General features: G+C 71.6%; 19 protein-coding genes, 4 tRNA genes and 1 other RNA gene. 13 read left to right on the plus strand and 11 right to left on the minus strand.

Annotated elements, in window-relative coordinates:
• Nucleotides 1–305 precede the first annotated feature (305 nt).
• From ACWFRU_RS32365 to ACWFRU_RS32400, 8 genes are all read left to right on the plus strand, one after another.
• Nucleotides 306–623: a histone-like nucleoid-structuring protein Lsr2 gene (locus tag ACWFRU_RS32365; RefSeq protein ID WP_363210158.1), complete on the plus strand. Its 318-nt coding sequence runs from the start codon at nt 306–308 to the stop codon at nt 621–623.
• 146 nt (nt 624–769) lie between these two features.
• A tRNA-Gly gene (locus tag ACWFRU_RS32370) sits at nt 770–841 on the plus strand.
• A gap of 79 nt (nt 842–920) precedes the next feature.
• Nucleotides 921–996 (plus strand) — tRNA-Gly (locus ACWFRU_RS32375).
• Nucleotides 997–1,202: 206 nt separating this feature from the next.
• Nucleotides 1,203–2,168, plus strand: coding sequence for an ABC transporter ATP-binding protein (locus tag ACWFRU_RS32380; protein ID WP_453691678.1), 966 nt, complete (start codon nt 1,203–1,205; stop codon nt 2,166–2,168).
• On the plus strand, nt 2,165–2,959 hold the full coding sequence (locus ACWFRU_RS32385) for an ABC transporter permease (protein ID WP_453691679.1): 795 nt from the start codon (nt 2,165–2,167) through the stop codon (nt 2,957–2,959). Before ACWFRU_RS32380 ends, ACWFRU_RS32385 begins: the two co-directional genes overlap by 4 nt.
• Nucleotides 2,960–3,036: 77 nt before the next feature.
• A complete protein-coding gene (locus ACWFRU_RS32390; RefSeq protein ID WP_453691681.1) occupies nt 3,037–4,254 on the plus strand; it encodes a sensor histidine kinase in 1,218 nt (405 codons plus the stop codon).
• Nucleotides 4,251–4,859 (plus strand): response regulator, encoded by a 609-nt coding sequence (locus tag ACWFRU_RS32395; protein WP_453691682.1) that lies wholly within the window; start codon nt 4,251–4,253, stop codon nt 4,857–4,859. Before ACWFRU_RS32390 ends, ACWFRU_RS32395 begins: the two co-directional genes overlap by 4 nt.
• Nucleotides 4,860–4,882: 23 nt before the next feature.
• Nucleotides 4,883–4,958, plus strand: a tRNA-Gly gene (locus tag ACWFRU_RS32400).
• Between the two features lie 65 nt (nt 4,959–5,023).
• Here the strand turns inward: ACWFRU_RS32400 and ACWFRU_RS32405 are convergent.
• From ACWFRU_RS32405 to ffs, 6 genes are all read right to left on the minus strand, one after another.
• Complete coding sequence (locus tag ACWFRU_RS32405; protein WP_453691684.1) at nt 5,024–5,920, minus strand: phosphoribosylaminoimidazolesuccinocarboxamide synthase; 897 nt, start codon at nt 5,918–5,920, stop codon at nt 5,024–5,026.
• Nucleotides 5,921–6,004: 84 nt separating this feature from the next.
• Nucleotides 6,005–7,507: a N,N-dimethylformamidase beta subunit family domain-containing protein gene (locus ACWFRU_RS32410; RefSeq protein WP_453691686.1), complete on the minus strand. Its 1,503-nt coding sequence runs from the start codon at nt 7,505–7,507 to the stop codon at nt 6,005–6,007.
• A 297-nt stretch (nt 7,508–7,804) separates the two neighbouring features.
• Nucleotides 7,805–9,640, minus strand: a complete 1,836-nt coding sequence (locus ACWFRU_RS32415) for a hypothetical protein (protein ID WP_453691688.1) — start codon at nt 9,638–9,640, stop codon at nt 7,805–7,807.
• 326 nt (nt 9,641–9,966) lie between these two features.
• Nucleotides 9,967–11,265 carry a phosphoribosylamine--glycine ligase gene (gene purD, locus ACWFRU_RS32420; protein ID WP_453691690.1) on the minus strand — a complete coding sequence of 433 codons (1,299 nt, stop codon included), beginning with the start codon at nt 11,263–11,265 and terminating at the stop codon, nt 9,967–9,969.
• Nucleotides 11,266–11,385: 120 nt separating this feature from the next.
• Nucleotides 11,386–13,716 (minus strand): DNA polymerase III subunit gamma and tau, encoded by a 2,331-nt coding sequence (locus tag ACWFRU_RS32425; protein WP_453691691.1) that lies wholly within the window; start codon nt 13,714–13,716, stop codon nt 11,386–11,388.
• A 44-nt stretch (nt 13,717–13,760) separates the two neighbouring features.
• Nucleotides 13,761–13,859, minus strand: an RNA gene (gene ffs, locus ACWFRU_RS32430) — signal recognition particle sRNA small type.
• A gap of 154 nt (nt 13,860–14,013) precedes the next feature.
• Between ffs and ACWFRU_RS32435 the strand changes: the two genes are divergently transcribed.
• Nucleotides 14,014–14,101, plus strand: a tRNA-Ser gene (locus ACWFRU_RS32435).
• Nucleotides 14,102–14,172: 71 nt separating this feature from the next.
• Here ACWFRU_RS32435 and ACWFRU_RS32440 read toward each other — a convergent pair.
• The 4 genes from ACWFRU_RS32440 to ACWFRU_RS32455 form a co-directional block, all read right to left on the minus strand.
• Nucleotides 14,173–15,327 carry a sulfite oxidase gene (locus tag ACWFRU_RS32440; protein WP_453691692.1) on the minus strand — a complete coding sequence of 385 codons (1,155 nt, stop codon included), beginning with the start codon at nt 15,325–15,327 and terminating at the stop codon, nt 14,173–14,175.
• Nucleotides 15,328–15,338: 11 nt separating this feature from the next.
• Nucleotides 15,339–15,623: a hypothetical protein gene (locus ACWFRU_RS32445; RefSeq protein ID WP_453691693.1), complete on the minus strand. Its 285-nt coding sequence runs from the start codon at nt 15,621–15,623 to the stop codon at nt 15,339–15,341.
• Between the two features lie 91 nt (nt 15,624–15,714).
• Nucleotides 15,715–17,094 carry an FAD-binding oxidoreductase gene (locus ACWFRU_RS32450; protein WP_453691694.1) on the minus strand — a complete coding sequence of 460 codons (1,380 nt, stop codon included), beginning with the start codon at nt 17,092–17,094 and terminating at the stop codon, nt 15,715–15,717.
• A 296-nt stretch (nt 17,095–17,390) separates the two neighbouring features.
• A complete protein-coding gene (locus ACWFRU_RS32455) occupies nt 17,391–17,876 on the minus strand; it encodes a cupin domain-containing protein (RefSeq protein ID WP_453691695.1) in 486 nt (161 codons plus the stop codon).
• A 123-nt stretch (nt 17,877–17,999) separates the two neighbouring features.
• Between ACWFRU_RS32455 and ACWFRU_RS32460 the strand changes: the two genes are divergently transcribed.
• Complete coding sequence (locus ACWFRU_RS32460) at nt 18,000–18,899, plus strand: LysR family transcriptional regulator (protein ID WP_453691697.1); 900 nt, start codon at nt 18,000–18,002, stop codon at nt 18,897–18,899.
• Nucleotides 18,900–18,937: 38 nt separating this feature from the next.
• Entirely contained in the window at nt 18,938–20,134 is a 1,197-nt protein-coding gene (locus ACWFRU_RS32465; RefSeq protein ID WP_453691698.1) for a cation:proton antiporter, read from the plus strand.
• A gap of 17 nt (nt 20,135–20,151) precedes the next feature.
• Here ACWFRU_RS32465 and ACWFRU_RS32470 read toward each other — a convergent pair whose 3' ends face one another.
• Nucleotides 20,152–21,753, minus strand: a complete 1,602-nt coding sequence (locus ACWFRU_RS32470) for an ABC-F family ATP-binding cassette domain-containing protein (RefSeq protein ID WP_453691699.1) — start codon at nt 21,751–21,753, stop codon at nt 20,152–20,154.
• 198 nt (nt 21,754–21,951) lie between these two features.
• Here ACWFRU_RS32470 and ACWFRU_RS32475 point away from each other — a divergent pair, with 198 nt between their 5' ends.
• Complete coding sequence (locus ACWFRU_RS32475; RefSeq protein WP_453691700.1) at nt 21,952–22,542, plus strand: HhH-GPD-type base excision DNA repair protein; 591 nt, start codon at nt 21,952–21,954, stop codon at nt 22,540–22,542.
• Nucleotides 22,543–23,017: 475 nt separating this feature from the next.
• The gene (locus tag ACWFRU_RS32480) at nt 23,018–23,170 is read left to right on the plus strand and encodes a hypothetical protein (RefSeq protein WP_453691701.1); all 153 of its coding nucleotides are present in this window, start codon (nt 23,018–23,020) and stop codon (nt 23,168–23,170) included.
• Nucleotides 23,171–23,198: the final 28 nt, after the last annotated feature.

The following is a 23,198-nucleotide window of genomic DNA, read 5'->3' on the forward strand; positions in this document are numbered from 1 at the left end:
AGACTACCCGCACAAAAATTCTACTCGCGTAGATTCGTAGAAACCTACGTGAGGACGGTCACGTTCCCGCTCATACTCGGGTATCGAACGGGGCACCTTCGCGAAAAATCCTGGAAAAGATCACGCATCGCCATTGCACCCGGACACGCGGGCGGATTTAGTCGGGCTTCACAATGCAATGCCGAGCACTGTACAAAGGAAAAGGCATTGGCCGATCCTTTGCACATAACAGTGCCCATAACAGCCGGACAGTCGGCATCACCGCACGTCAACGTCGGTGGAGCCGCACGAAGGGACCGATATTCGTGGCGCAGCGTGTCGTAGTCACTCTCTTTGACGACATCGACGGCGGGGAAGCGGCGGAGACGATCGCCTTCGGTCTTGACGGCAAGTCGTATGAGATCGACCTCAATCAAACCAATGCCAAGAAACTGCGCAAGGTACTTGCCCCGTACCTGGACGCGGCCCGCAAGCAGTCGAAGTCCGGCAAGGCCTACCGGCACACGACAGTGGCGGCGAACCCCGCCGCCGTCCGCGCCTGGGCCCGCTCGCACCAGATGGACGTCCCGCCGCGCGGCCGCATCCCGAAGAAGGTCTACGAGGCCTTCGAGGCGGCCAACTGACGTTCCGGCCCACCCCGGCCGACCTCGGCCGATGGCCTGCCAGGAGGGCCCCTCGGCAACCGACTTGACCTGCACCCCCGCCGGTCGGCTAAAGTCTGGAGCACGCCGAGGGGCAAGGCCGAAAGGCCCGAACCTCACGGAGTCTTGCGGGTGTAGTTCAGTAGTAGAACATCCCCCTTCCAGGGGGAAGGCGCAGTGTGCAATTCCTGTCACCCGCTCTGCATCGCTCACCGAGCACTCTTTCGAGTGCGGTAGGCTGGTGCTCGCGCCGATCAGTGAGAGCTGGTCGGAGGCAATGCGAACGTAGCTCAGTTGGTAGAGCGCAACCTTGCCAAGGTTGAGGTCGCGAGTTCGAACCTCGTCGTTCGCTCCAGAGAAGAAGGCCCCGGTCATCGCGACCGGGGCCTTCTTCGTGTGTCTCCCCGGGTCTCCTTGTCTCTCCTTGTGGCTCCCCGGGTCTCCTTGTCTCTCCTTGTGGCTCCTTGTGGCTCCTTCAGCTGATCGACTTCTGACATTTGTCATGCGAGCCGGTGACAGCGCGCACTGCTCCGGCGCCCGGGGCCGGGGGACGCTCTTCTCATGACTGACCAAGTGACTGACCAAGTGATCGACGTGGCCGATCTGCGGCGCGTGTACGGGGGCGGTTTCGAGGCGGTCCGGGGGGTCTCGTTCTCCGTCGGCCGCGGCGAGCTGTTCGCGCTGCTCGGGACCAACGGCGCCGGCAAGACCTCCACCGTCGAACTCCTCGAAGGGCTCGCCCCACCCGCCGGGGGGCGGGTGCGGGTGCTCGGGCACGATCCGTACGCCGAGCGGGGCGCCGTACGCCACCGGATCGGTGTGATGCTCCAGGAAGGCGGCTTCCCCTCCGAGCTGACGGTCGCCGAGACCGTACGGATGTGGGCGGCGTGCACCAGCGGCGCGCGCCCCGTCGCGGAAGCCCTCGACATGGTGGGCCTCGGCAAGCGGGCCGGCGTACGCGTGAAGATGCTCTCCGGCGGCGAGAAGCGGCGGCTCGACCTGGCGACCGCTCTCATCGGGCGCCCCGAGGTGCTCTTCCTCGACGAACCCACCACCGGGCTCGACGCCGAAGGGCGCCGCGAGACCTGGGAGTTGGTGCGTGCCCTGCGCGACGGCGGCACGACCGTGCTGCTCACCACGCACTACCTCGAGGAGGCCGAGAACCTCGCCGAGCGGCTCGCGATCCTGCACGAGGGGCGGATCGCCGCCGCGGGCCGGGTCGCCGACGTGGTGGCCGAGCAGCCCTCGCACGTCTCCTTCGAACTGCCCACCGGGTACTTCGTCGGGGATCTGCCGCCGCTCGGCGAGCTCGGGGTGAGCGAGCACGAGATCGTCGGCGGTCGGGTCAGGCTCCGTACGCACGAGTTGCAGCGGGCGGCCACGGGGCTGCTGCTGTGGGCGCGGGACGCGAATGTCGAGCTCGGCAGGCTCGACGTACGGGCCGCGTCGCTGGAGGAGGCGTTCTTGCGCATCGCGCGGGACGCCGAGAGCGCGGCCGGGGTCGCGGAGAAGGAGAAGGTGGCATGAGCGCGCTGACACTGACCCCGCAGGCGGTGACGACCCCCGCCCGTCGGATGGCCGCCCTCGCCCGGGCCGAACTGACGCTGCTCGGACGCAGCAAGGGGACCTTGGTCGCGGCGCTGTTCGTGCCGCTCGTGATGCCGTTCAGCCTGAGCCAGGTCGCGGACGGCATGGATCTCAAGGGCACCGGGCTCTCGGTCGGGTCCGTGGTGGTGCCCGGCGCCATCGGCTTCTCCCTGCTCTTCGCCGTCTACTCCACGCTGACCGCTGTCTACGCCGCGCGCCGCGAGGAACTGGTGCTCAAGCGGCTGCGCACCGGTGAGCTGCGGGACCCGGAGATCCTTGCCGGGGCCGCGCTGCCCTCGGTCGCCATCGGCGTGATCCAGACCGTGGTCCTCGCGGTCGGCTGCGTCGTCCTGCTCGACGCGGGGGCGCCGAGCGCGCCGCACCTCGCCGTCATCGGCGTACTGCTCGGCCTGGTGATGTTCGGCGCCCTCGGCGCGGTGACCGCCAGCTTCAGCAGGTCTGTGGAGTCCGCGCAGGTCATGGCCATGCCGCTCGCGTTCGGATCGATGTTCGGGTCCGGCCTCTTCATCCCCTTCGAGGTCATGCCCGACAAGCTGGCCGCGGTCTGCGAGCTGCTTCCGCTCTCGCCGGTGATCGAACTGGTGCGGGGCGGCTGGACGGGGAATCTCGGGGCGGCGGACGCCCTCGGCGCCACCGCCACCGCTGTGGCCTGGACCGTGGTCTCGGTGTTTGCTGTACGTCGGTGGTTCCGGTGGGAACCACGGCGTTGAGGAAGGGGCCAACGGTGGTCGTCGGGCGGATGCGGAGGCTGCAGCGGGACTGGCACAGTTCCAGCAAGATCCGGAAGGTGGAGCTGCAGAGCATGGCCATGTGGCACTCCATGCCCTGGCTCTTCTTCCTCAGCTGGGCTTCCCTGCCCCTCGGCCTGAGCCTGCGGCACCAGACGGTTCCGCTCGTCCTCGGCTGGACCTTGATCGCACTCGCCGCCGTGCAGTGCGTGCACGTCAACCGCACCATCCGAGGGTCCCTCGACCACTATCTGAAGCGTGCGGGGATGCCGCGCCGCGATCTCGCCGTTTCGGCGGTGCTCATGGTCCTCGTCCTGGGCCTGGTCAACGCCCTGCAGATCGTGGACGGCGCCGAGTCGGAGACCCTCGTCCTCGCGTCCCTCTTCGGGGTGGTCCCCTACACGATGTCCCTGGCGTTCGCCGTGCCCGTCCGCTCCTTCCTCATCCGGATCGCCGTGATCGCCGTCGCGGCGGTGGCCGCGGCGGCGGCGACCGGCATCCACGACGGGCGGCTCTTCGGCCAGGCCCTGGTGATCGTCCTCGCCGGTCTGATCTCGCTGGTCTCCTCGCGCTGCGGTGCCTGGACGCTCGCCGTGATGTGGGAGGCCGACCGGGCCCGCGAGGTCGAGGCGCGGCTCGCGGTGGCCGAGGAGCGGCTGCGGTTCGGGCGTGACCTGCACGACGTCATGGGGCGCAACCTCGCGGTCATCGCCCTCAAGAGCGAGCTGGCCGTACAGCTGGCCAGGCGGGGGCGGCCCGAGGCGGTCGACCAGATGGTCGAGGTGCAGCGCATCGCACAGGAATCCCAGCGAGAGGTGCGCGAAGTGGTACGCGGTTACCGGGAGGCCGACCTCGCCGTCGAACTCGCCGGTGCGCAAGGGGTACTTGAGGCGGCCGGGATCGACTGCCGGGTGATCGGGTCGTCCGCGGGCCTTCCGGTGTCCGTGCAGTCGGCGCTCGGATGGGTGGTGCGCGAGGCGACCACCAATGTGCTGCGGCACGGGGACGCGCGGCGGTGCGACATCACCCTGACGATCACCGATGAACGTACGTCACTGGTCATCGAGAACGACGGAGTCCCCGAGGCCGCGCCCGAAGGCAGGAAGGGCTCCGGCCTCGCCGGGCTCCGGGAGCGGCTCGCCGCGGTGGGCGGGACGCTGGACTTCGCCTCCGGCGACGGGCGCTTCCGCCTTGCCGCACAGGTGCCGCTGGACCGCCCCCGGCAGGACGATTCCCCGCGGGCCGGCCGACAGGAGATCGAAAGGGTCGCGCCATGAGCCTGCGTGTGCTGCTCGCCGATGACGAGCACCTCATCCGCGGCGCCCTCGCCGCGCTGCTCGCCCTGGAGGACGATCTCGTCGTGGTCGCCGAGGCCGCGTCGGGGCCCGAGGCGCTCGCCATGGCACGGGCCCACCAACCCGATGTGGCCGTGCTCGACCTGGAGATGCCGGGCGCCGACGGTGTGAGTGTCGCCACATCGCTGCGGGACGAACTGCCGCACTGCCGCACCATGATCGTGACGAGCCATGGCAGACCGGGGCATCTCAAACGGGCGCTCGCGGTGGGCGTACGGGGCTTCGTGCCGAAGACGGTCAGCGCGCAGCGCCTCGCGGAGATCATCCGTACCGTTCATGCCGGTAATCGCTATGTGGACCCGGAGTTGGCGGCCGACGCGATCTCCGCCGGGGACTCGCCGCTGACCGTCCGCGAGGCCGAGGTGCTCGAACTCGCCGCCGACGGGGCGCCCGTCGCGGAGATCGCCGAGCGGGCCGCGTTGTCGCAGGGAACGGTCCGCAACTACCTCTCCTCCGCCGCCATCAAGATCGGCGCCGAGAACCGTCATGCCGCGGTGCGTCTCGCACGCGAGCGAGGTTGGGTATAGTTGGCATCGCGCTTCGGCGCAGCGCGGACGTAGCTCAGTTGGTAGAGCGCAACCTTGCCAAGGTTGAGGTCGCCAGTTCGAACCTGGTCGTCCGCTCCAGAGAAGAAACCCCCGGTGCCTCTCGGCGCCGGGGGTTTCTTCGTATGCGCTATTGAGCCACTGCGCTACCAGGACATGCCCGTCAGGCGCTCGTACGCCTCGATGTACTTGGCGCGCGTGGCGTCCACCACGTCCTGCGGGAGCGCGGGCGGCGGCTGCTCGCTCTTGCGGTCCCAGCCGGAGGCCGGCGAGGTCAGCCAGTCGCGGACGAACTGCTTGTCGAACGACGGCTGGGCGCGGCCCGGCTGCCAGCTGTCCGCGGGCCAGAAGCGGGAGGAGTCCGGGGTCAGGACCTCGTCCGCGATGACCAGCGTCTCGCCCTCGAAGCCGAACTCGAACTTCGTGTCGGCGAGGATCACGCCGCGGTCGCGGGCGATGTCGCGGGCCCGGCCGTAGACCGCGAGGGTCGCCTGGCGGAGCTGGGCCGCCGTCTCGGCGCCCACCTGGCGGGCCACTTCCTCGTAACTCACGTTCTCGTCGTGCTCGCCGACCTCCGCCTTGGTGGCGGGCGTGAAGATCGGTGCGGGCAGCTCCGAGCCGTCGCTCAGGCCGTCGGGCAGCGCGAGGCCGCAGACGGTGCGCGAGTCGTTGTACTCGACCAGGCCCGAGCCCGTGAGGTAGCCGCGGGCGACGCACTCGACCGGGACCATCGCCAGGGACTTGCAGACCGTGGTGCGGCCCTCCCAGTCGGCGGGGGCGCCGGGCGGGACGTCGGTGGAGATGACGTGGTTGGGCACGAGGTCGGCGAGCTGGTCGAACCACCACAGGGAGAGCTGCGTGAGGACCCTGCCCTTGTCAGGGATCTCCGTGGGCAGCACCCAGTCGTAGGCGGACATGCGGTCGCTCGCGACCATCACGAGGTCGCCCGCCTCGTTCCGGTACAGGTCGCGCACCTTGCCGGTGTGCACATGCACCAGGCCCGGCACCTGAAGCGGCTCGGGCTTTTCTACGAATCCGGACACGGTTCCTCCCCGTGGTTCTGACTGAATGCTGCTGATTCTCCCGCATGGGGAGAGGGCTCGCGGCCAGGGGGATGCCGGCGAGCGTCAGTCCCGTTTGCAGATGCGGTCCAGGAGGTTGGCGGTGGCGCGCTGGACCCGGGTGTCCACATGGCCGGGACGGTCGAGCGCCGGGGACCAGGCGAAGGTGCCCGAGGCGAAGACCAGGGCGCCGGAGGGGGCGCGGTAGAGGGACGTCTCCTGGTGGCGCATGGCGCCCTCGGAGTCCTCGTACGGCGAGTGGGCGAGGAGGATGCGGCCCTGGTGCTCCGGCAGCGCGGTGCGCGGGAAGTAGCGGTCGGCCTCGCCCGCGACCAGGCCCTCGATCTCGTCCCCCTCGTGCGCGCCCGTCGCCTCCCACAGCCAGTGGTCGGCGTTGCGCACGACGAGGGGGGCCGGGTCGGGGACCCGGCCCGCGTACTGGATGCCGAGGAGCTGTTGTTCGGCCCCCTTGCCGCCGTCCCGCTCCCGCCAGAGGGCCGGTCTGCCGGGGCCGTGGCGCTTGCGGCAGGTCAGCAGGCGGTCCTCCACGCCGGACGGGGAAGGGCCCAACTCCACCTGCCAGTACATGGTGTTGGCGGAGAGGAAGACGAGGGACGTGCCGTGCTCGCGGGCCTGTTCCGTGGCGCGGCGCATGTTCGCCGACCAGTACTCGTCGTGGCCCGGGAAGACCAGGCCCCGGTACCGGGTCGGGTCGATGCGGCCCGCGTGCAGGTCGCGGGTGTCGGCGTACGCGAGGTCGTAGCCGTACCGCTCGGCCCAGCGGATGAAGTCGTAGGCGTGGCCCACGTGCAGGGGCAGGCCCGCGCCCGCGTACGGACGGTCGAAGGAGACCGTGTGCGCGGCCTCGCTCTCGCCGAGCAGGCGGCCCTTCTCGTCCCACGCGTGATAGAGGCTCGCGCCCGTGCGGCCGTCCTCGGGGTAGAGGTTGTACGCCTGCCAGGTGATGTCCGGCAGGAGCAGGAGCAGATCGGCGCGGTGGTCGTCGCGGACCGTGAACGGGACGTGCGAGCGGTAGCCGCCGACCGTGGTGAGGACCGCCACGTACGCCCCGACGCTCCAGTAACTCGGGATCTGCAGACGCCAGGAGAGCCACCAGTGGTGGCAGGAGACCGTGCGGTCGGCGGCGAGCGGGGGCGGCTGGACGATGCCGGAGAGGCGCGGGCTCGTGGTGATCTTGCTGGCGCCGTCACCGCCGTAGTGTCCGATGCGGTAGATGTCGACGCTGAACTGCTGGGGCGGGTCCACCGTGACGTGGAAGTCGATCGCCTCGCCGGGGGCGGCGGCGCCGGTGGAGGCGAAGCCCTTGATCTGTCCGTGCACGTCGTCGGCGGTACGGGGGCCGTTCGTACGGATGCGGGTGCGGGGTGCGGGGATGTTCTGCGCGCCGGGGGCCGGGGCGTGGTCGATGTACCAGGGGACGACCTGGCCCGTGTCGTCGAAGTAGTGCTCGGCGCCTCGGAGCCAGGGCAGGGGCCCCTGCCCGAAGGGGTCGGTCACGGCGTGCGCCAGCGCGCCCGATTCCCACCTGCGGATCTGCTCCGACCCCATGTGTGTGCCCCTCCCTCGCTGCTCCCCCGAGATTGCTCTGCGTTGCCTACGTCGCGCTGTGCGGCGCTGTCGGATCGCATGCCATACAAACGGCCGATCCCAGCACATCACATTACGCACGCACTCCGTCACCGTTCGTCGCTAATCGCCGAGAACGGAAGGGAGCGTTCCGGGGAGTGGGGTGAGGGGCGGGCGCGGGGTGGGGGTCTGCGTGGGTGGGTGCGGGTGGATGGGCGTGGGCGGGCGTGGGCGGGCGTAGGTGGGTGTGGGGCTTCGGGGGCGGCCGGTTGAGGCGGCTCAGACCAGGCGGATCGGCTTTTCCGGGCGGACGCCCAGGCGGGCCAGCCAGCCGCGCAGGGGGATGGGGTCGCCGTCCTCCACGAGGCTCAGGACATGCGGCGTGAGATCCGCCGCGCGCTCCCCGTCCACCAGGAGGGACGGGCCGTCCAGCCAGTCGAGACCGGGGGCGGCGCCCGCCGTGTCCACGGCCGCGCAGCAGACCAGCGCCGTGACGTGATCGGCCAGCAACTCCCGTCCCGTACGCGGCGGCTGGAGGGGGAACAGCGGCAGCATCCCGTCGTCCCAGAGCGCGTCGTCCGGGCCCTGTCCCGTGGGCGCGGGGCGGGGCGGGGCGGCGGCTTCTTCGCGGGCGATCTCGGCGGTGAGGCCCGCGGCCAGGAGACCGCCGGGGCCTTCGGTGGACTCTTCGCCGTCCTCGGACTCTTCGGACTCCCCGGACTCCTCGGCAAGCAGGGGCTCTTCGCCGAGCGGGGGTTCTTCCGCCGTGGTCTCCGTGGTCTCCGTGGCCCCCGTGGTTTCCGTGGCCTCCGCCGTCAGATGGTCCAGTACGCGGCCCAGCGTCGGGCCCTTGGAGTGGGCTGTAGCCGGGTCCGCGCAGTGGCTGACGCCCAGGGAGTCCAGTACGCGGTGCAGGCGCGCGGCGTCCATGCGCCACTTGCGGTCGACGACCTCGTCCGGATACTCCTGCCACGCCACCGGCGCCCAGTCCGGGCCCTGCTCGGCGGGGCCGCCGTGGAAGAGGCGGGCGGCCAGCAGCGAAGCCGCCTCGTCCACCGAGCCCGGCTCCTCCAGAAGGTCACAGGCGGGGCGCTCGCCCAGGCGGGACGTGAAGCCCTCCGCCAGGCGGTCCCTGCGGGAGAGCTCGGTGAGGGCCGAGACGACGCCCGCGTCCAGGCGGGAGGGCCAGCGGCCCATCCGCCAGGCGGGCAGCGCGACCTTGGTCAGGAGCCGGTCCCACCCGGCGTACGCCAGGCCCACCTGCTCCTGGGCGACGATCCGCACCCCGTAGTCCACGGCCTGGGCGCGCTCGGCGGCGGCTGCCGCGACCCCACGCTCCATCTCGCCCGCATGCCCCCGGACACTGCGCAGAAGCAGCCGCGTCACCCAGCCGGCACCGCCGAGCACCGTCCGCGCGAGCGGACCGCGTCCCGGCGCGGAGGTGACCGCGACGGCGGCGTCGAGCCCGCGAATGAAACGCCGGGCCGCGGCTATGTCGGGGTGCGCCGAGGGCCCCGTGCCGGCCACGACCGGGGCGAGCACCGCGCGCAGCTCGCCGACCCGCATCCACCACAGGAACGGGGAGCCGATGACGAGCACCGGAGCGACGGGGGCCGGACGGCGCGGGGCGGGACGGCCGTCCCGTACGCCATTGCCCTCGTCCTTCGAGGGCCGCGAGTCGGAACTCTCCGCGGGCGGGCCGTGCGCGGGATGTGTGCGGTCCTCGAGCCAGCTGTCGCAGTCCGGGGTGAGCGCTATCGCCGAGGGGGCCGGCACGTCGAGGCGGTCGGCGAGGTCCCGCACCAGGCGGTACAGATCGGGGGCCGAGCCCTCGGTGATCGGGACGGTCGGGCTGACGGCGGGCCTGGACCGCGCGACCACCAGTGCGATGCCTGCGGCGGCGATCAGGACGAGGGCGGCGACGGCCGTCACGATGACGCGCGCGACGTCCCAACTCCCGCCGGTCATATGGCCCGTGACGCCGCCCGCGATGAGCACGACGGCGACGGCGGCGGGCAGCAGCGCGACGGCGAGCGCCCTGCTGCGGATGCGCAGCACGGCGAGCGCCTGGGAACGCGCGGACTGCACGCCCACCTCCACACCCGTACCTGACACGACCGATGTCACCCCCTGCTGCCTGCGCCGCCTGTCTCCCGGCCGGGGGCCGGGACGACGGGCGGACGGCAGCCGCCGATGGATTTGCTCACTCCCCCACTGTGGCACCCGCCACTGACATCGCAATGCCGGTGGTCTGTTTGGCTCTGGGCACCTGAACCGCTTGCGCCGCACCCTAGTTGGGGTGCCGGGCATCGTCAGCCGGATGGGCCAGCGGTCACTCGATGGAATGGCTTTGGGTAAAGGTGGATGACGGTCAGGCCCCGGATCCAGTGTCAGATCCGGGGCCTGTGAGCCGTTCGCGGGTGGCGCGCGAGTGACGTTCGTTACGCCTGCGCCGCCTCCGGGGCCGCCTTCGACGACGTGTCCGAGGCCGCGTTCGAGGCCGCCTTCTCCGCGATGTCCGTACGGTGCTGGGAGCCGTCGAGGCGGATGCGGGCCAGCGCCTTGTACGCGCGCTCGCGGGCCTCGGTCAGATCCGTGCCGGTGGCGGTCACGGAGAGCACACGGCCGCCCGCGCTGACCACCGCGTCACCGTCGCGCTTCGTCCCCGCGTGCAGGACGTACGCGTCCGGGGCATCCTGTGCGGCGACATCACCGAGGCCCTCGATGGGGTCGCCGGTGCGCGGGGTCTCCGGGTAGTTGTGCGAGGCGACGACCACGGTCACCGCGGCGTCGTCGCTCCAGCGCAGCGGGGGCAGGTCCATGAGGGTGCCGTTCGCGGCGGCCAGCAGGACCCCGGCGAGCGGGGTCTTCAGGCGGGCGAGGACGACCTGCGTCTCGGGGTCGCCGAAGCGGGCGTTGAACTCGATGACCCTTACGCCCCGGCTGGTGATCGCCAGGCCCGCGTAGAGCAGCCCCGCGAACGGGGTCCCGCGGCGGCGCAGCTCGTCGACGGTCGGCTGGAGCACGCTCTCCATGACCTCGTCGACCAGCTTCGGGTCGGCCCACGGGAGGGGCGAGTACGCGCCCATGCCGCCGGTGTTCGGCCCCTCGTCCCCGTCGAGCGCGCGCTTGAAGTCCTGCGCGGGCTGGAGCGGTACGACGGTGACGCCGTCCGTGACGGCGAAGAGGGAGACCTCGGGGCCGTCGAGGAACTCCTCGATGACGACGCGGTCGCAGGCCAGGGCGTGCGCGCGGGCCTCCTCGATGTCGTCGGTGACGACGACGCCCTTGCCGGCGGCGAGACCGTCGTCCTTGACGACGTACGGCGCCCCGAAGGCGTCGAGGGCCTCGTCGATCTCTTCCGGGGTCGTGCAGACGTAGGAGCGCGCGGTGGGCACCTGGGCACCCGCCATCACGTCCTTGGCGAAAGCCTTGGAGCCCTCCAGCTGCGCGGCCTCCTCGGAGGGGCCGAAGCAGGGGATTCCGGCGTCGCGCACGGCGTCGGCGACTCCGGCGACCAGGGGCGCCTCCGGGCCCACGATCACCAGCCCGGCACCGAGCCGGGTGGCGAGGGCGGCCACCGCGCTGCCGTCGAGGGCGTCGACCGGGTACAGCTCGGCCACGTCCGCGATGCCGGCGTTGCCGGGGGCGCAGTACAGGGCGGAGACGTCGGGGTCGAGGGACAGAGAGCGGCACAGGGCGTGTTCGCGGGCACCACTGCCGATGACGAGGACCTTCACGGGCGCCAGCCTAGCTTGGCGCGGCCCGTGCCTTCGTACGGCCGCCCCAGTCCTGGGGACCGCCTCGTTTGTACGTTCCTCCAGAGATGGGGCGCTGTCCCGGGCCCCGGGGGCGGTGGCTCAGGGTTCGTTGTTGTATTCCTCGACGATCGTCGCGCCCAGCTCGCGGACGATCAGGTCATGGCCGGAGAGTGCCGACTCGACCAGGTCGGGGTCGTCGTCCGCCCATGTGTCGTCCTCCGGCGAGACGTGGTCCGCGACGCGTCGCTCCGGGGCCGGAGCGGGAGCCGGGGCAGGCGCGGGAGCAGCCGGTGCCGGACCGGCGGCGGGCTGCGCGGACGACGGCGACTGCCGCTGCTGCTGGTACGGCTGGTGCTGCTGAGGAGCCGACGGCGCACCGCCCCCGTACCCACCCGCGGGCGAGGGTGCGCTGCCCCCGAAGTTGCCCGCGGCGGGCGGCGGTGCCGAGCCCCCCGAGGGGTCGACGATCGCCTCGACCTTCCACTGCACCCCGAACTGCTCGGACAGCGCCTGCCGCAGTACGTCCTCACTGCCGCTGCTGGCGAAGTTGTCCCGCGCCCCCGCGTTCACGAAGCCGATCTGCAGTGTCGTCCCGTCGAAGCCCGCCACCTGGGCGTTCTGGCTCAGCAGGATCCAGGTGAAGCGGCGGCGCCCCTTCACCGCCTCAAGGATGTTCGGCCACAGGGTCCGGGGGTCGGGGCCGCCCACCGGGGCCGCCTGGGCCGGGGCCTGCGCCGGAGCCGGGGAGGCCGCCGGAGCGGGCGTCGCCTGCGCGGGCGCGGTCTCCTGCGGGGCCGGGGCACCGCCCCCCGCCGCCGCGGCCGTGGGCCAGCCGCCCGGCCGGGGCGCCGCCTCCGGAGCAAGGGCAGACGGAGCGGAAGCCGCAGGAGCGGACTTCGCCGGGCCACTGCCGGGCGCCGAAGCCGTGGGCCACCCACCGGGGCGCCGCTCGCCGGACGGCGGGGCGGCGGCAGCAGCCGGCTCCGGAGCCACCGGAGGGCTTTCCTGAACCGGAGCCGCGGGCTCCGGGACGACGGGAGGAGCAGCGGGAGCGGGCGCAGGGGCCGACGCAGGGGCAGGAGCAGGAGCCGCCTGGCCCCCTCCCCGCACCGCGGCCCGCGCCGCCGCGACCCCGCCCCCCGGCGGAACCTGCGGCGCGGCGGGCCCCGGCTGCATGGCCGCCCCCTGCTGCACACCCGCGTGAGCCTCGGGCCCCGGCGCGTACCCCATGGCCGGTCCGGGCGCCCCGCCCTGCGCTCCCGCCATGAAGTTGCCGCCACGCTCCAGCCGGTCGAGGCGGGCCATGAGCGAGCGCTCGTCGTCGTACGCCGCCGGAAGCAGCACGCGGGCGCAGATGAGTTCCAGCTGCAGGCGGGGCGATGTCGCTCCCCGCATCTCCGTGAGGCCTTCGTTCACGAGGTCGGCCGCGCGGCTGAGCTCCGCGCCGCCGAAGACGCTCGCCTGCGCCTGCATCCGCTCCACGACGTCCGACGGGGCGTCGATGAGCCCCTTCTCCGCCGCGTCCGGAACCGCGGCGAGGATCACCAGGTCCCGCAGCCGCTCCAGAAGGTCGGCGACGAAGCGCCGCGGGTCGTTGCCGCCCTCGATGACGCGGTCGACGATCTCGAAGGCGGCGGCGCCGTCCCCCGAGGCGAAGGCCTCCACCACGGAGTCGAGCAACGACCCGTCCGTGTAACCGAGAAGGGAGGTCGCCATGGCATACGTCACACCGTCGTCGGCCGCGGAGGCGAGGAGCTGGTCCATGACGGACATCGAGTCACGCACGGACCCGGCACCGGCCCGCACGACCAGCGGGAACACACCCTCCTCGACGGCCATCTGCTCCCGGCCGCACACCTCCGCCAGGTACTCACGGAGGGTCCCCGGCGGCACGAGGCGGAACGGATAGTGGTGCGTGCGCGACCGGATCGTCCCGATGACCTTCTCGGGCTCCGTCGTCGCGAAGATGAACTTGAGGTGCTCCGGGGGCTCCTCGACCACCTTCAGCAGGGCGTTGAAGCCCGCCGAGGTGACCATGTGCGCCTCGTCGATGATGTAGATCTTGTACCGGCTGCTCGCCGGGCCGAAGAAGGCCTTCTCGCGCAGATCACGGGCGTCGTCCACGCCTCCGTGCGAGGCGGCGTCGATCTCGATGACGTCGATCGATCCCGGGCCGTTCCTCGCCAGGTCGCGGCAGGACTGGCACTCGCCGCAGGGCGTCGGGGTGGGACCTTGCTCACAGTTGAGACAGCGGGCCAGGATGCGCGCGCTCGTCGTCTTGCCGCAGCCGCGCGGGCCACTGAACAGGTAGGCATGGTTGACCCGGTTGTTGCGCAGCGCCTGCTGCAGCGGGTCGGTTACATGCTCCTGCCCGATGACCTCGGCGAACGACTCCGGGCGATAACGGCGGTACAACGCGAGAGACGACACACATACGAGGTTAATGGCGACCACTGACAACCAGGACCGCCCCAACGCAAAGCGCCCCCCACGCACCCGCCAGAGCCAACCTACCCTTGCTGCCTTCCGGCCCTGGGGGAGTTCAGTCAGATAGCGCCACGTGAGGGGCTGACGCCCACCTTAGCGGATCCCCGGGCCCGGAAGCGACGCCGGCCCCACCCCGGCATCCCCCGCGGAACGATCTCGGAAGCGATCTTGAGACCGGCTGTGGGACCGCGGACGGATCTGGTTCGCGAGCACTCCTCAACGTCTTGTATTGTTTGCCGCGGAGGATTCGCCTAGTGGCCTAGGGCGCACGCTTGGAAAGCGTGTTGGGGGCAACCCCTCACGAGTTCGAATCTCGTATCCTCCGCCAGTGCCTCACCGGGCACGAGGTTGATGGGCCCCACTGTTCGCAGTGGGGCCCTTCGACGTTTCCGGGGGCTTTCAGCGGCACAGGACCTCGACGCGTTGTACGGCGTTGTTCGCGAAGCCGCCTCTGTTCCAGGGCTGGTCCAGGGGCTGGGTGTGGCCCGTGGTGTCGGTGGCGCGGGCTGTCAGGGTGTGGTGGCCGGGGGTTGCCGTCCATGTGGTGTGCCAGGGCTGCCAGGCCCAGCGGTGCGGGCCGGGCGGAGTCACCTCGGCGTCCGTCCAGGTGTGGCCGGCGTCGGTGCTCACCTCGACCCGCGTGACGGGGCCGTACCCGGACCACGCGCGGCCCCGCAGATTCACCGGGCCGCTTTGCACCACGCGTACCCGTGACATGAAGTCCGGGAAGCCCGGCGGGATCAGCAGGGCACGCGGGGCGATGCGCGTGACGGGCTCGCCGGGGTCTTCGGGGGACTGGCGGCAGCGGTACGCCACCGCCTGCTGGAAGCCCGTGAAGGGGGTGTCGACCAGCTCTATGGAGCGCAGCCATTTGACGTTGCCCATGCCGTACCAGCCGGGGACCACGAGACGCAGCGGGTATCCGTGTTGGGGCGGGATCGGGGCGCCGTTCATCTCGTACGCGAGCAGTACCTCCGCGTCCACCGGGAGCGGCAGGCTGCGGCGGTAGTCCTGCTCCACGCCGCGCTCGACTCCGTGGTCCGCGCCCGTGAACACCGCCTCGACCGCGTCGGCTTCGACCCCTGCCGCGGACAGCACGGTCCGCAGCGGTACGCCCGTCCAGTCGGCCGTTCCCACCGCTTCCACCAGCCAGGGCTGGCTGACCGGCCGTGGCGTCAGCCTGGCGCGGCCGTTGCCCGCGCACTCCATCGTGACCCGGTGTGTGACGGACGGCAGTCGCCGCAGTTCCTCGAGGCCGAGGTCGAGGTGTTCGCCGACCCGCCCTCCTACGGAGAGCCGCCATCCGTTCGCGTCAGCCTCGGGGATGTACGGGATGTCGTAGTGGACCAGTACGTAGTGCAGGCCCGGGGGCGTGACGTCGTGGCCCAAGGCCTCCAGCGGCAGGCCGTGATTGCGTGCCGCGAGCGCCAGTTCTTCCTCGCTGATGCCCTCCCCGGAGGCGGCGACCCGCCCCGGTGCGCTGACATCGCCCAGGGGTGTCTGATCCGTGGATGTCTGATCCGTGGATGTCTGATCCGTGGATGTCCGCTCCATGGCGGCCTCGTTCAGGCGCCGGGAATCCAGTGGTTGTAGATGGTGGACACCTCGGACTTCCCTTCGCTGGTCGGCCAGCCGAGTCCGGCCGCCACCGGCATCATTTTCTCGCCGAACGCGTTCATCTGCGCCTCGGACTCCCAGACGTCGTAGATGTCCAGGCCGTCCTGGCCCGCCACGCACACGTGGGCGATACAGCCGTCGAAGATCTCGGGAGTCTCCTGGAGCTTCGCGTTGAGGGTGTCGTACTGGTCCGTCGTGATTCCCGGGACGGCAGCGTGCATGAAGATCGGCATGACTGCTGCTCCTTGTCGAGTGATGGGGTGTGTGGTGCGGAGAGTGGTGCGGTGAGTTGCGTGGTGAGTGGTGAGGCTTCGCGACGCAGGGTCACGGCGCCGGGGCGATGTTCTGGTTGGCGTGGAAGAGGTTGGCGGGGTCGTACGCGTTCTTGATGCGGGTCAGGCGGGCGTAGTGGTCCCGGTAGGTGGCCTTCACGCGGCTGTGGCTCTCGTCCTCGCCGATGAAGTTCACGTAGGCGCCGCCCATGGAGTGCGGGTGCAGTTCCTCCCAGTAGTCGGCGCACCACTGCCTGATCACCCCGGCGTTGGCCGGGTCCGGGTCGATGCCGCCGATGACCCCGGACCAGACCGCGTCGCGGTAGCCCCACGCGGTGTCCTCCTGGTCGATGCGGGCGGCGGCACCGTCGACGGGGTAGAGGTGCATCGTCGACAGGTCGGTGGGGAGGTTCTCGGCGTACTTCCTGTGGATGTCGATCGCGTCGTCGGTGATCCGGTCGAAGAAGTCGCCGCGCCAGTACCACTGGAGGCCGGTGGGGATCAGCTCGTCGAACATGGTCTGCAGCGCCGGGTAGGGCATCGGGGCGGCGAAGTGGAAGGCGGGCGGGCCCGGTTCGCGTACGGCGGCCAGGGCCTGGTCGGCGTCCTCCGGGTCGCCGGTCCAGCACCACACGACGCCGCACATCTTCTGGCCGTGGATCTCCTCCGGGAACGGCGGGCCCGGCGGAACGGTGAGCGCGGCGAAGAAGCCGTTCAGGTCGTCGGGGGCCTGCGGCAGGAAGTCGCGGTACCAGCGCAGTACGTCACCGGTCAGGTCGACCGGCCACACGGTGGCCCCGGCGACCACGTCACCCACCGGGTGCAGCCGGAAGCGGAACGAGGTGACGACGCCGAAGTTGCCGCCTCCGCCGCGCAGGGCCCAGAACAGGTCCGGGTGCTGGGACTCGCTCGCGGTGACGAAGCTGCCGTCGGCGAGCACGACGTCCGCGGCGATGAGATTGTCGATCGTCAGGCCGTACTTGCGGGTGAGGTGCCCGTGGCCGCCGCCGAGGGTGAGGCCGCCGACGCCCGTCGTCGACATGATCCCGGCGGGGGTGGCGAGGCCGAAGGCGTGGGCGGCGTGGTCCAGGTCGCCGAGCTGGCTGCCGCCGCCGACCCGGGCCGTCCTCGCCACCGGGTCGACGCGCGCCCAGCGCATCGGGGAGAGGTCGATGGTGACGGCGTCGTCCACCTCGCAGAGCCCGGCGCCGCTGTGGCCGCCGCCCCGCACGGCGAGTTCCAGGCCCCGGTCGCGGACGAAGTCGACGGCGGCCATGACGTCCGCCGCGTCCGCGCACCGCACGAGGGCGGCCGGACGCCGGTCGATCATCGCGTTGTAGAGGGTGCGGGCCCGGTCGTACTCGGGGTCCGTCGGACCGATGACCGGGCCGCGCAGCGCGGCTCTCATGTCTTCGAGGGTGCTGCCGTCCATGACGGGCTCCTTGCCGAGGCGCACACCGCTTCTCGCCACCGGCCTCGCGGCCGGCCTCCCCCTGTCTTCCTCCCCTGCCCTCCCCCTGTCGGGCCGTCGGTGAGCGGTTCGTGCGCCGGCGTCCTGGCGCCCCCCGTCAGCCGCGAGCCGACCTCTTTCATCAGCCGCAGACGTCTGCCGCCGACAACAGCCTCAGACATCAGCCGCGGAGCTGACTTCTCCAGCGTCCCGCCGTTCGGCCGGGACCGCAATTCATGGCCACTGCCGATCCCGACGGCCGGTCTTCGCCGTGGTCCTCAGCTCTCGACGAAGTAGCTGTCGTGCTTGACGAGGAACTCGCCGAACTCCTTGCCGCCCTTCTGGGCCATCTCCGCCACCTGCTCGAAGTACTCCTCGCGCGGGGCGCCCGGCGCGAACAGCAGGAGCATGGAGGCGGGGTCGTCGCCGTCGTTCTTGAAGGCGTGCAGGCCGCCGACCGGCACGTACAGGAAGTCGCCGGGGCCGCCGGTGATCCAGCGCTCGCCGTTGTAGAGCTGGACCTGGCCGGACAGGACGAAGAAGGACTCCGAGATCGCCTTGTGGAAGTGGGTCTTCGGCCCGGGGGACTTCGGGCCCAAGTCCACTTTGTAGAGTCCGAATTCGCCGCCGGTGGAGGCGTGCGTCGCGAGGTAGTGCGTGCGGTTGCCGCCGGGGCGTACCAGCTCGGGCTCCTGGTCGGCCGGCCTGAACACGGCGTTGATCTCGCCCTCTTCGCCGAGATAGCGGGGCTCCGGGTAGGACATGTCCACTCCTTGCGTCGTGACACGGTCAGTTGTCGCTCATCGGTTGCCGACCTTATCCAGCGGGTGCCCGCTCGCCCTGTTAGTTGTACGAAAGGGTCGTCGGCCCGGATTAAGGTGACCTGCATGCTTGATACGCGGCGCATGCAGGTCCTGCGGGCAGTGGTCACCAGCGGCTCCGTGACCGCCGCGGCACGCAACCTCGGGTACACGCCCTCCGCGGTCAGCCAGCAGATGGCGGCCCTGGAGAAGGAGGCGGGCATCGCCCTCCTGGAGCGCACCGGCCGCGGGGTGCGGGCGACGGACGCCGGGCGGCTGCTCACCGAGTACGCGGTGGCGATCGGCAAGCAGCTCGCCGAGGCGGAGACCGCGCTCGCCGAACTGCGCGCGGGGCGTACGGGCCGGGTCGCCATGCGGTACTTCACGACGGCGGGCGCCAAGCTGGTCGCCCCGGCCCTGGCCGCGCTCCGGCGCACGCAGCCGCGTGTGCAGGTCGAGTTGAAGCTGTCGGACCCCGACGACCCGCTGCCCGCCGTCCTGGACCGGCAGGCCGATCTCGCCCTCGTGGTCAGGCCGCGGGGCCAACTGGGCGTGGAGGGCGTCCGGTTCGAGCATCTCCTGGACGACCGGTACAAGGCGGTGCTGCCCGTGGGGCATCCGCTGGCGGCGAAGCAGGTCCTGGAGATGACGGACCTGGCCGACGAGCCGTGGGTGGCGAGCGAGTCGCCGGGGCCCTGTCTCGACCCCATCCTCGACGCGTGCGGGTCGGCCGGCTTCAGCCCGGACTTCGTGGTGGAGAGCGGGGACTACGCCACGGCGCAGGGCTTCATCGCCGCGGGGCTCGGCGTCAGCCTCGTACCGGAACTGGGCCTGGACACGCCGCACTCCGGTGTCGTCGTCCGCGAGGTCCGCAATCCGGTGCCGCTCCGGTCGATCCACGCGGCGGTGCGAGGGCCGGCGCCGGACCGCCCGGCGGTCGGGGGCCTCCTGGACGCGCTGAGGGCCACGGCGACTCAGCTGCCCTGAGACGGCACATTTGCCCGGCTTTAGGTTAAATACAAGCTATGTCGCAGCCGGGGACCCTCATCCTGATCATGGCCATCGCCGTGCTCGCACCCCTCCTCACCCACGGCTTCAGCCGCTGGCTCCCCGTCCCCCTGGTCATCTTCGAGATCCTGCTCGGCATCCTCATCGGCCCCGACGTGCTGGGGTGGGCCCATCAGGACGCGGCCATCGACATGCTTTCGGACCTCGGCCTCTCGATGCTGATCTTCCTCGCGGGGTACGAGATCCAGTTCGGCGCAGTCCGCGGCGACACCCTGCGGCGTTCCGTGTGGGCGTGGGTGATCTCGCTGGCGCTCGGACTCGGCGTCGCGTTCGCGCTGACCGCGGGCGCCGTCACCAAGAGCTTCGTCATCGGCACGGCGCTGACCAGCACCGCGCTCGGCACGGTGCTCCCGATCCTGCGCGACTCCGGGGATCTGCGGGGCCGCTTCGGGACGGTGATGATGGCCTTCGGCGCGGTCGGCGAGTTCGGGCCGATCATCGCGATGTCGCTGCTCCTGAGCGGACGCTCCCCCGGCGTCTCGACCGTGGTGCTCGTCGCCTTCGCCGCCGTCACGGCCGCCGCGGTCTTCTGGGCGCTGCGGCCGAGGCCGCCCTGGTTCTCCCAGGTTATCGCCAAGACCCTGCACAGCAGCGGCCAGTTCGCGGTGCGCTTCGTGATGCTGCTGCTCGCCGCGATGCTCGGCCTCTCGTACGCCTTCGGCCTCGACACGCTCCTGGGCGCGTTCGCGGCGGGCCTGCTCACCCGCCTCGTGCTGCAGGGCGCGGTGCCCGGGAGCAGCGAGGTGATCCTCGGGAAGATCGAGGCGATGGGTTTCGGCTTCCTGGTGCCGGTCTTCTTCATCGTCACCGGCATCGACTTCGACCTGGACGCCCTGCTGCACGGCGGCCGCGCACTCGTCCTGCTGCCCGCCTTCCTCCTCCTCTTCCTCGTCGTACGCGGCCTGCCTGTGTACTTCCTGGCGCCTCGGGACCTGGCCGCGCACGACCGGCGCGCGCTGACGCTCTACTCCTCGACGGCCCTGCCGCTCGTCGTCGCGATCACCACCATCGGCCTCGACGACAAGGCCCTGACGGCGGGTGAGGCCGCGGCGCTCGTCGGGGCCGCGATGGTGTCGGTGCTCGTCTTCCCGCTGCTTGCGCTGAGGCTGCGGGCACGTTCGTCCCGCAGCCTCAGCGTTCCCGGCACCGGCTGAGGTCCCTCCCGCGGGCCCTAGGCGAGCGTGACGAGCTCGCGGTGGTCAGGGCCCCAGAGGTCCTCGGTCCCGTCCGGCAGGAGCAGCACGCGGTCGGGCCGCAGCGCGTCGACGGCTCCTTCGTCGTGCGTGACCATCACGATCGCGCCGGGATACGTGCCCACCGCGCCGAGCACCTCGTCGCGCGACGCCGGGTCGAGGTTGTTGGTCGGCTCGTCGAGGAGCAGCACGTTCGCCCCCGAGTGCACGAGGCCCGCGAGCGCGAGGCGGGTCTTCTCGCCGCCGGAGAGCACCGCTGCGGGCTTGTCGGCGTCGTCCCCGCGGAACAGGAAGGACCCCAGGACGCCCCGCACCTCCCCGTCCGTCAGGCCGGGAGCGGCGGCCGCGAGGTTCTCCCGCACGGTCGACCCCGGGTCGAGGGTGTCGTGCTCCTGCGCGAAGTAGCCGAGCCGGGCACCGTGACCGTGCACCACACGGCCGCTGTCCGGGAGTTCGGCCCCGGCGAGGAGACGCAGGAGGGTGGTCTTCCCCGCGCCGTTGAACCCCAGGACGACGAGCCGGCTCCCCCGGTCGACGGCCAGGTCGACGCCGCCGAGCACGCGACGGCCTCCGTACGCCTTCACCAGGCTGACCGCGCCGAGCGGCGTACGTCCGCACGGCGCGGGCTCCGGCAGCCGGATACGCGCGACCCGCTCGCCGCGCCGCACGGGCTCGGTGGCGGCGAGCATCCGGTCGGCTCGGCGGGCCATGTTCTTCGCCGCCGTGGCGGTGGCGACGTGCGAGCGCATCTTCTCCGCCTGACTGCGCAGCGAGGCGGCCTTGCGCTCGGCGTTGGCCCGCTCGCGGCCGCGCCGCCGCTCGTCGGCCGCGCGCTGGTCGAGAAAGGTGCGCCAGCCCGTGTTGTGTACGTCGAGGGCGGCGCGGCCCGGGTCGAGCGCGAAGACGCGGTTGACGGTGTCCGCGAGGAGCCCGGTGTCATGGCTGATGAGGACGAGCCCGCCGGGATAGGCCCCGAGGTATCCCCGCAGCCAGCCCACCGAATCGGCGTCCAGATGGTTGGTCGGCTCGTCGAGGAGCAGGGTGTCGTGGCGCGAGAAGAGGATGCGGGCCAGCTCGACGCGGCGCCGCTGGCCGCCGGAGAGGTGACCGACCGGTGCGTCCATCGTGCGCTCGGGGAGCCCGAGGCCGGCGGCCACGCGGGCGGCCTCCGCCTCGGCGGCGTACCCGCCGCGGGCCTGGAACGCGTCGTCCGCGCGGGCGTAGGCGGCCATGGCCCGCCGCTGCTCGGCGGCGCTCGTCGCCGAGGCCATCGCGCTCTCGGCGGTACGCAGGGCCTGCGCCGCTCGGTCGAGGCCGCGGGCGGAGAGGATGCGGGCCATGACGGTGCCGTGGGGGTCGGCGGCGGCGGGGTCCTGGGCGAGGTAGCCGAGGGAGCCGGTGCGGGTGAGGGTGCCCGCGGCCGGGGCGAGCTGCCCCGCGAGGGTCTTGAGCAGGGTGGTCTTTCCGGCGCCGTTACGGCCTACGAGGCCGATGCGGTCGCCGGGGGCGATGTGGAAGGAGGCGCCGGCCAGCAGAAGCCGGGCGCCGCCGCGGACGTCGATGCGTCGGGCGGTGATCATGTGGTAACGCTCCGCAGTAGCGAATGGACACACGGGTGACGTGGAGACCGGTGTCCTGGCTAGGAGATGCGGGGCGTAGACATACGGCGAGGGTAACGGCGTGGGTTCCGGGACCGCACGCGGATTTTCCCTCCCGAGGGCTCAGGGCCTCCGGGCCTCCCCGTGCGGAGCCCCTCCCGGCGCGGGATGATCGACTCCATGGACGTCACGCTGCATTTGGCCCAGGAGCCGGAAGCCGATGAGCTCCTCGGCCGCAGTCCGCTGGCCGCGCTCGTCGGGATGCTGCTGGACCAGCAGGTACCGATGGAGTGGGCGTTCGCGGGCCCGCACACGATCGCGCGGCGGTTGAACGCGGACGATCTCGACGCGCACGAGATCGCTGCGTACGACCCCGAGGAGTTCGCCGCCCTGCTCTCCGCGAAGCCCGCGGTGCATCGCTATCCCGGGTCGATGGCGAAGCGGATCCAGCAGCTGTGCGCGTACCTCGTGGAGCATTACGGGGGTGACCCCGCCGCCCTGTGGGAGGGTGCCGCGTCCGGCAAGGATCTCCTTGCGCGGTTGAACGACCTGCCCGGCTTCGGCAAGCAGAAGTCCCAGATCTTCCTGGCCCTGCTCGGCAAGCAGCTGGGCGTACGTCCTGAGGGGTGGCGGGAGGCCGCGGGGGCTTACGGGGAGCCGGACGCGTACCGCTCTGTCGCGGACATCACGGGACCCGAGTCCCTGCGGCGGGTCCGCGCCCACAAGCAGCAGCTCAAGGCGGAGGCGAAGGCGAAGGCCTCCGGCCAGTGACCCCGGTTCGGTTGTCCCGCGGTTCACGGGGCGGGTGCCCGTAGCCCAAGAGGGCGGATCTGGGGGATGGGGAACAGGTAGTGGGGGCGGTCGTGGGACATGACCCTCATGAGTTGTGTCGCGATGCGCCGCCCCGTGTGGTTTCGCGCTGCTCTTGTCCTGTTGGCCCTCCTCGGTGCCGTTCTCGCCCCCTCCGCCCCCTCCGAAGCCCTCGCCGCCCCGCCCGCGGTCATCTCCACCGAGCCCGCCGGGGAGGCCCATCAGGACACCGTCGACAGTTCCGTACGGGTGTCCGGCAGACGGTCCGTCACCGTCAGCGTTCCGGCCGCCCGTCCCCGCGCCCCGCGCCGGAGCCCGCCCCTCCCCGCCCGGTGCCGCAGACACGTACCCGCACCACGTTCCGTCGTCCTCCGCTGCTGACAGGTCCCGTCACTCACGACCACGACCACCACCACAGCAGCGAGGACAGACAGCCATGCCCATCGACCCGTACGCGGCCCTGCACGCCCTCCTCCGCGCCGAAGCCGTGCGCAACGCACCTGACCCGGCGCGGACGGAAGAGGCCGATCAGCAGCAGGAGAGGGAGAAGGAGCAGGAGCGGGGCGTGCAGACCACGCGCGAGCTCTAGGCCCCCCAGGCGCAGACGCCGGTCCCAC

Source organism: Streptomyces sp. NPDC055099 (genome assembly GCF_053607685.1).

Excerpts from the sequence above, each read along its gene's own strand:
- ACWFRU_RS32380 (WP_453691678.1), top strand. The coding sequence starts at position 1,203 with ATGACTGACCAAGTGACTGACCAAGTGATCGACGTGGCCGATCTGCGG.
- ACWFRU_RS32385 (WP_453691679.1), top strand. The coding sequence starts at position 2,165 with ATGAGCGCGCTGACACTGACCCCGCAGGCGGTGACGACCCCCGCCCGT.
- ACWFRU_RS32395 (WP_453691682.1), top strand. The coding sequence starts at position 4,251 with ATGAGCCTGCGTGTGCTGCTCGCCGATGACGAGCACCTCATCCGCGGC.
- ACWFRU_RS32410 (WP_453691686.1), bottom strand. The coding sequence starts at position 7,507 with ATGGGGTCGGAGCAGATCCGCAGGTGGGAATCGGGCGCGCTGGCGCAC.
- ACWFRU_RS32440 (WP_453691692.1), bottom strand. The coding sequence starts at position 15,327 with ATGGAGCGGACATCCACGGATCAGACATCCACGGATCAGACATCCACG.
- ACWFRU_RS32445 (WP_453691693.1), bottom strand. The coding sequence starts at position 15,623 with ATGCCGATCTTCATGCACGCTGCCGTCCCGGGAATCACGACGGACCAG.
- ACWFRU_RS32450 (WP_453691694.1), bottom strand. The coding sequence starts at position 17,094 with ATGGACGGCAGCACCCTCGAAGACATGAGAGCCGCGCTGCGCGGCCCG.
- ACWFRU_RS32455 (WP_453691695.1), bottom strand. The coding sequence starts at position 17,876 with ATGTCCTACCCGGAGCCCCGCTATCTCGGCGAAGAGGGCGAGATCAAC.
- ACWFRU_RS32460 (WP_453691697.1), top strand. The coding sequence starts at position 18,000 with ATGCTTGATACGCGGCGCATGCAGGTCCTGCGGGCAGTGGTCACCAGC.
- ACWFRU_RS32465 (WP_453691698.1), top strand. The coding sequence starts at position 18,938 with ATGTCGCAGCCGGGGACCCTCATCCTGATCATGGCCATCGCCGTGCTC.
- ACWFRU_RS32470 (WP_453691699.1), bottom strand. The coding sequence starts at position 21,753 with ATGATCACCGCCCGACGCATCGACGTCCGCGGCGGCGCCCGGCTTCTG.
- ACWFRU_RS32475 (WP_453691700.1), top strand. The coding sequence starts at position 21,952 with ATGGACGTCACGCTGCATTTGGCCCAGGAGCCGGAAGCCGATGAGCTC.
- ACWFRU_RS32480 (WP_453691701.1), top strand. The coding sequence starts at position 23,018 with ATGCCCATCGACCCGTACGCGGCCCTGCACGCCCTCCTCCGCGCCGAA.